This window comes from Thioclava sp. UBA3469 (assembly GCF_002378135.1).
Taxonomy (GTDB): domain Bacteria; phylum Pseudomonadota; class Alphaproteobacteria; order Rhodobacterales; family Rhodobacteraceae; genus Thioclava; species Thioclava sediminum.
Genome location: NZ_DFRG01000064.1, coordinates 1 through 3,772, shown reverse-complemented (window position 1 = coordinate 3,772; position 3,772 = coordinate 1). Strand labels below are relative to the sequence as shown.

General features: G+C 63.3%; 5 protein-coding genes. All 5 read right to left on the bottom strand.

Annotated features, from left to right (window positions below):
• Window positions 1–962: tryptophan synthase subunit beta (trpB, locus tag B3D39_RS05500; RefSeq protein ID WP_286789450.1), on the bottom strand; the 962-nt coding region annotated here is incomplete at its 3' end.
• A 105-nt stretch (window positions 963–1,067) separates the two neighbouring features.
• Window positions 1,068–1,754 carry a phosphoribosylanthranilate isomerase gene (locus tag B3D39_RS05495; RefSeq protein WP_274962938.1) on the bottom strand — a complete coding sequence of 229 codons (687 nt, stop codon included), beginning with the start codon at window positions 1,752–1,754 and terminating at the stop codon, window positions 1,068–1,070.
• A 1-nt stretch (window position 1,755) separates the two neighbouring features.
• Window positions 1,756–2,112, bottom strand: a complete 357-nt coding sequence (locus tag B3D39_RS05490) for a lipopolysaccharide assembly protein LapA domain-containing protein (protein WP_152844360.1) — start codon at window positions 2,110–2,112, stop codon at window positions 1,756–1,758.
• 6 nt (window positions 2,113–2,118) lie between these two features.
• Window positions 2,119–2,406 (bottom strand): integration host factor subunit beta, encoded by a 288-nt coding sequence (gene ihfB, locus B3D39_RS05485; RefSeq protein WP_075774953.1) that lies wholly within the window; start codon window positions 2,404–2,406, stop codon window positions 2,119–2,121.
• 301 nt (window positions 2,407–2,707) lie between these two features.
• Window positions 2,708–3,772: 30S ribosomal protein S1 (locus B3D39_RS05480; protein WP_286789449.1), on the bottom strand; the 1,065-nt coding region annotated here is incomplete at its 5' end.

The following is a 3,772-nucleotide window of genomic DNA, read 5'->3' as shown; positions in this document are numbered from 1 at the left end:
GGATAGTCGAGCCCGGCCGAGATCGAATGCCCTTCGAGGATCTGCCCGTCCTCGTCTTGCAGCAGATAGGTCCGGTTGCCATGCAGCACGCCCGGACGCCCGCCGGTGAGCGAGGCGCAATGCTCCATCTTCTCGTCGACGCCGTGACCGCCAGCCTCGACCCCGATGATGCGCACGGATTTATCGTCGAGGAACGGATGGAACAGGCCCATCGCGTTCGAACCGCCACCGATCGCCGCGATCACGGTGTCGGGCAGACGGCCCTCGCCTTCCTGCTCCTCAAGCTGCCAGCGCACTTCCTTGCCGATCACCGACTGGAAGTCGCGGACCATCGCCGGATAAGGATGCGGACCGGCAACCGTGCCGATGCAGTAGAACGTGTCGCGCACATTGGTCACCCAGTCGCGCAGCGCGTCGTTCATGGCGTCCTTCAGTGTGCCGCGGCCCGATTTGACCGGGACGACTTCGGCGCCCAGCAGGCGCATCCGGAAGACGTTGGGCGCCTGACGCTCGACGTCGGTCGCGCCCATATAGACCACGCATTTGAGGCCGAATTTCGCGCAGACCGTCGCGGTGGCGACGCCATGCTGGCCCGCGCCGGTCTCGGCGATGATCCGGGTCTTGCCCATGCGTCGCGCCAGCAGGATCTGCCCCAGCACGTTGTTGATCTTATGCGCGCCGGTGTGGTTCAGCTCGTCGCGCTTGAGATAGATTTTCGCGCCGCCCAGCTCTTCGGTGATGCGGGGCGCGAAATAGAGGGGCGACGGGCGACCGACATAGTGCTTCCAGAGATCGTCCATCTCCGCCCAGAAATCGGGATCGGTCTTGGCCTTCTCGTATTCCTCTTCGAGCGAGAGGATCAGCGGCATCAGCGTCTCGGACACGAAGCGGCCACCGAAAATGCCGAACCGCCCGTTCTCGTCGGGCACATTCATGAAGGAGTTGATCAGATCGTCAGCCATGGCACACCTCGCGCTATTCGTGAGGATCGGTCTAGCGTCAAAGCGAGACGAGATAAATCCCCGCCCCGGCATCTGGCCAAAAATACTCGATTGCGCGGGGCCCCGCTAAGCCCCGTCACTTCCCTGACGGGCAGCATGAACGAAAGCGCGGATTTTCTCGGGGTCCTTGACGCCCGGCGCGCTCTCCACGCCCGAGGAGACATCGACCTGCCGCGCGCCGGTCAGCAGGATCGCCTCGGCCACGTTCTCCGGCGTCAGCCCGCCGGCCAGCATCCACGGCTTTTCCCAGGTGCGCCCGGCGATCAGCCGCCAGTCGAAGGAAAGCCCGTTACCTCCCGGAAGCTCCGCCTCTTTCGGCGGCTTGGCGTCGAGCAGGATCTGGTCGGCCACCGCCTCATACTCCGCGATCTTCGGAAGATCGGCGGCATCGGCCACGCCGACAGCTTTCATCACCGGCAGGCCGAACTTGGCACGGATTTCGGTCACACGTTCCGGGCTTTCCGACCCGTGAAGCTGGATCATGTCGAGCGGTACGGCGTCCGTGATCTCGGTGAGAAGCTCATCGCTCGGGTTCACCACCAGACCGACCTTGGCGATGCCGGGTTCGACATCCTGCGCCAAAGTACGCGCCTCGGCGATCTCCAAATGGCGCGGGGATTTGGCGAAGAAGACGAAGCCAACATAGCGCGCGCCCGCCTCGACGGCGGCGGCGATGTCCTCGGCCTTGCGCAGCCCGCAAATCTTGACGCGGGCGAGACCCTGCGCGTTGCGGTCTATGGCGACGGTCGGCATCTCAGCGCGAGGGCTGTTCGAGCAGCGCCAGCACGTCGTCCTTCGGGCCGGTCTTGTCGTGGCGCAGCGTCTGAACTTCAGCTTCGAGCTTGCGCGCCTTGCGGTCCGACTGGCGGGCATTGCGGCGCAGACGCGACTCGCGCGCCCATTCCCAGACGAAGCCGATCAGAAGGCCCAGCAGGACGCCTGCGAGGATCACGAGGAACAGCGGCACCTGAACCGCCCAGTCCCAGCCAAGGAAGCTGCCCGCCTCGAGCGGCAGCACCCGCAGCGTGACGATTTGACGATTGGCCAGCGCCAGCCCGATCAGGACCACGGCGAGCAGACCGAGAAACAGCAGCCGAAGCGCTCGAATCATTAGCTCTTATTCCTCTTTCCCGTTCAGCCGGTCGCGCAGCAGCTTACCGGTCTTGAAGAAGGGTACGTGTTTTTCCTCGACCTCAACCGCCTCGCCGGTGCGCGGGTTCCGACCGGTGCGCGCGTCGCGCTTCTTGACGGAAAAGGCCCCGAACCCACGAAGCTCGACGCGGTCGCCCGAGGCCAGCGCCTCGGTGATCTCGTCGAAGATCGTATTTACGATTTTTTCGACATCCCGCTGGTAGAGATGCGGATTCTCCTCGGCAATCTTGGTGATCAACTCAGAGCGGATCATCTTGTTATCTCCCCCCACGGGCTTGGCCGGGTGTCCCCCGGCTCTTACATGCGTCATTTCCCAATTATAGGACCAATCGTTGCAACGCGGAACAGCAAAGACCCGGAAAATCCACGTAAAATCGAGCCCCTAGCGGTCTGCCGCCGACGGAAGCGCCTTCGCAAACGCAGAAATTCAGCGCTTCGCCCGCGCAAGCGTCACCCGTTGCGCGAATCGTCGTCGCAGATCGCCAAGGCTTTGCGGAACGAAAAAGGCCCCGCCAATCGGCGGGGCCTCTCGTTGAGCCAAGCGGCTCGATCTCTTATTGGTCGCCCTTGAGCGCAGCACCCAGGATGTCGCCCAGCGACGCACCCGAGTCCGACGAACCGTACTGTTCCACGGCTTCTTTCTCTTCAGCGATCTCACGCGCCTTGATCGACACACCCAGCTTGCGGGTCTTGGAGTCGACGTTGGTCACGCGGACATCGACGTGATCGCCAACCTGGAAGCGCTCGGGGCGCTGGTCGGCACGATCGCGGGCGAGGTCCGAACGGCGGATGAACGACTTCATGCCGTTGTATTCCACCTCGACGCCACCGTCTTCGATCGCGGTCACGGTCACGGTCACGATCGAACCACGCTTCACGCCGTCAACGGCATCGGAGAACGTGTCGGCGTCGAGCGCCTTGATCGAGAGCGAGATACGCTCCTTGTCGGTGTCCACTTCGGTGACAGCGGCCTTGACCATGTCGCCTTTGCGGTAGTCCTGGATCGCATCCTCGCCACGCTGTTCCCAGCTGAGGTCCGAGAGGTGCACCATGCCGTCGATGTCGTTCTCGAGGCCAACGAACAGACCGAATTCGGTGATGTTCTTGACTTCGCCTTCGATGACGGTGCCGACCGGGTGGGTCTCTGCGAAGACTTCCCACGGGTTGCGCATGGTCTGCTTGAGGCCAAGCGAGACGCGGCGCTTCGCGGTGTCGATCTCGAGGACCATGACGTCGACTTCCTGGCTCGTCGAGACGATCTTGCCGGGGTGGACGTTCTTCTTGGTCCAGGACATCTCGGACACGTGCACGAGACCTTCGACACCCGGCTCCAGCTCGACGAACGCGCCGTAGTCGGTGATGTTGGTCACGCGGCCGGTGTGGACCGAACCCAGAGCGAACTTCGACTCGACCGAGTCCCACGGATCCGACTGCAGCTGCTTCATGCCGAGCGAGATGCGGTGGGTTTCCTTGTTGATCTTGACGACCTGGACCTTGACGGTCTCGCCGATCGACAGGATCTCGGACGGGTGGTTCACGCGGCGCCATGCCATGTCGGTGACGTGCAGCAGGCCGTCGATGCCGCCGAGGTCGACGAACGCACCGTAATCGGTGATGTT

Bases quoted from the DNA above. Each gene is read 5' to 3' on its own strand.
- B3D39_RS05495 (WP_274962938.1), bottom strand. From the start codon at position 1,754: ATGCCGACCGTCGCCATAGACCGCAACGCGCAGGGTCTCGCCCGCGTC.
- B3D39_RS05490 (WP_152844360.1), bottom strand. From the start codon at position 2,112: ATGATTCGAGCGCTTCGGCTGCTGTTTCTCGGTCTGCTCGCCGTGGTC.
- ihfB (WP_075774953.1), bottom strand. From the start codon at position 2,406: ATGATCCGCTCTGAGTTGATCACCAAGATTGCCGAGGAGAATCCGCAT.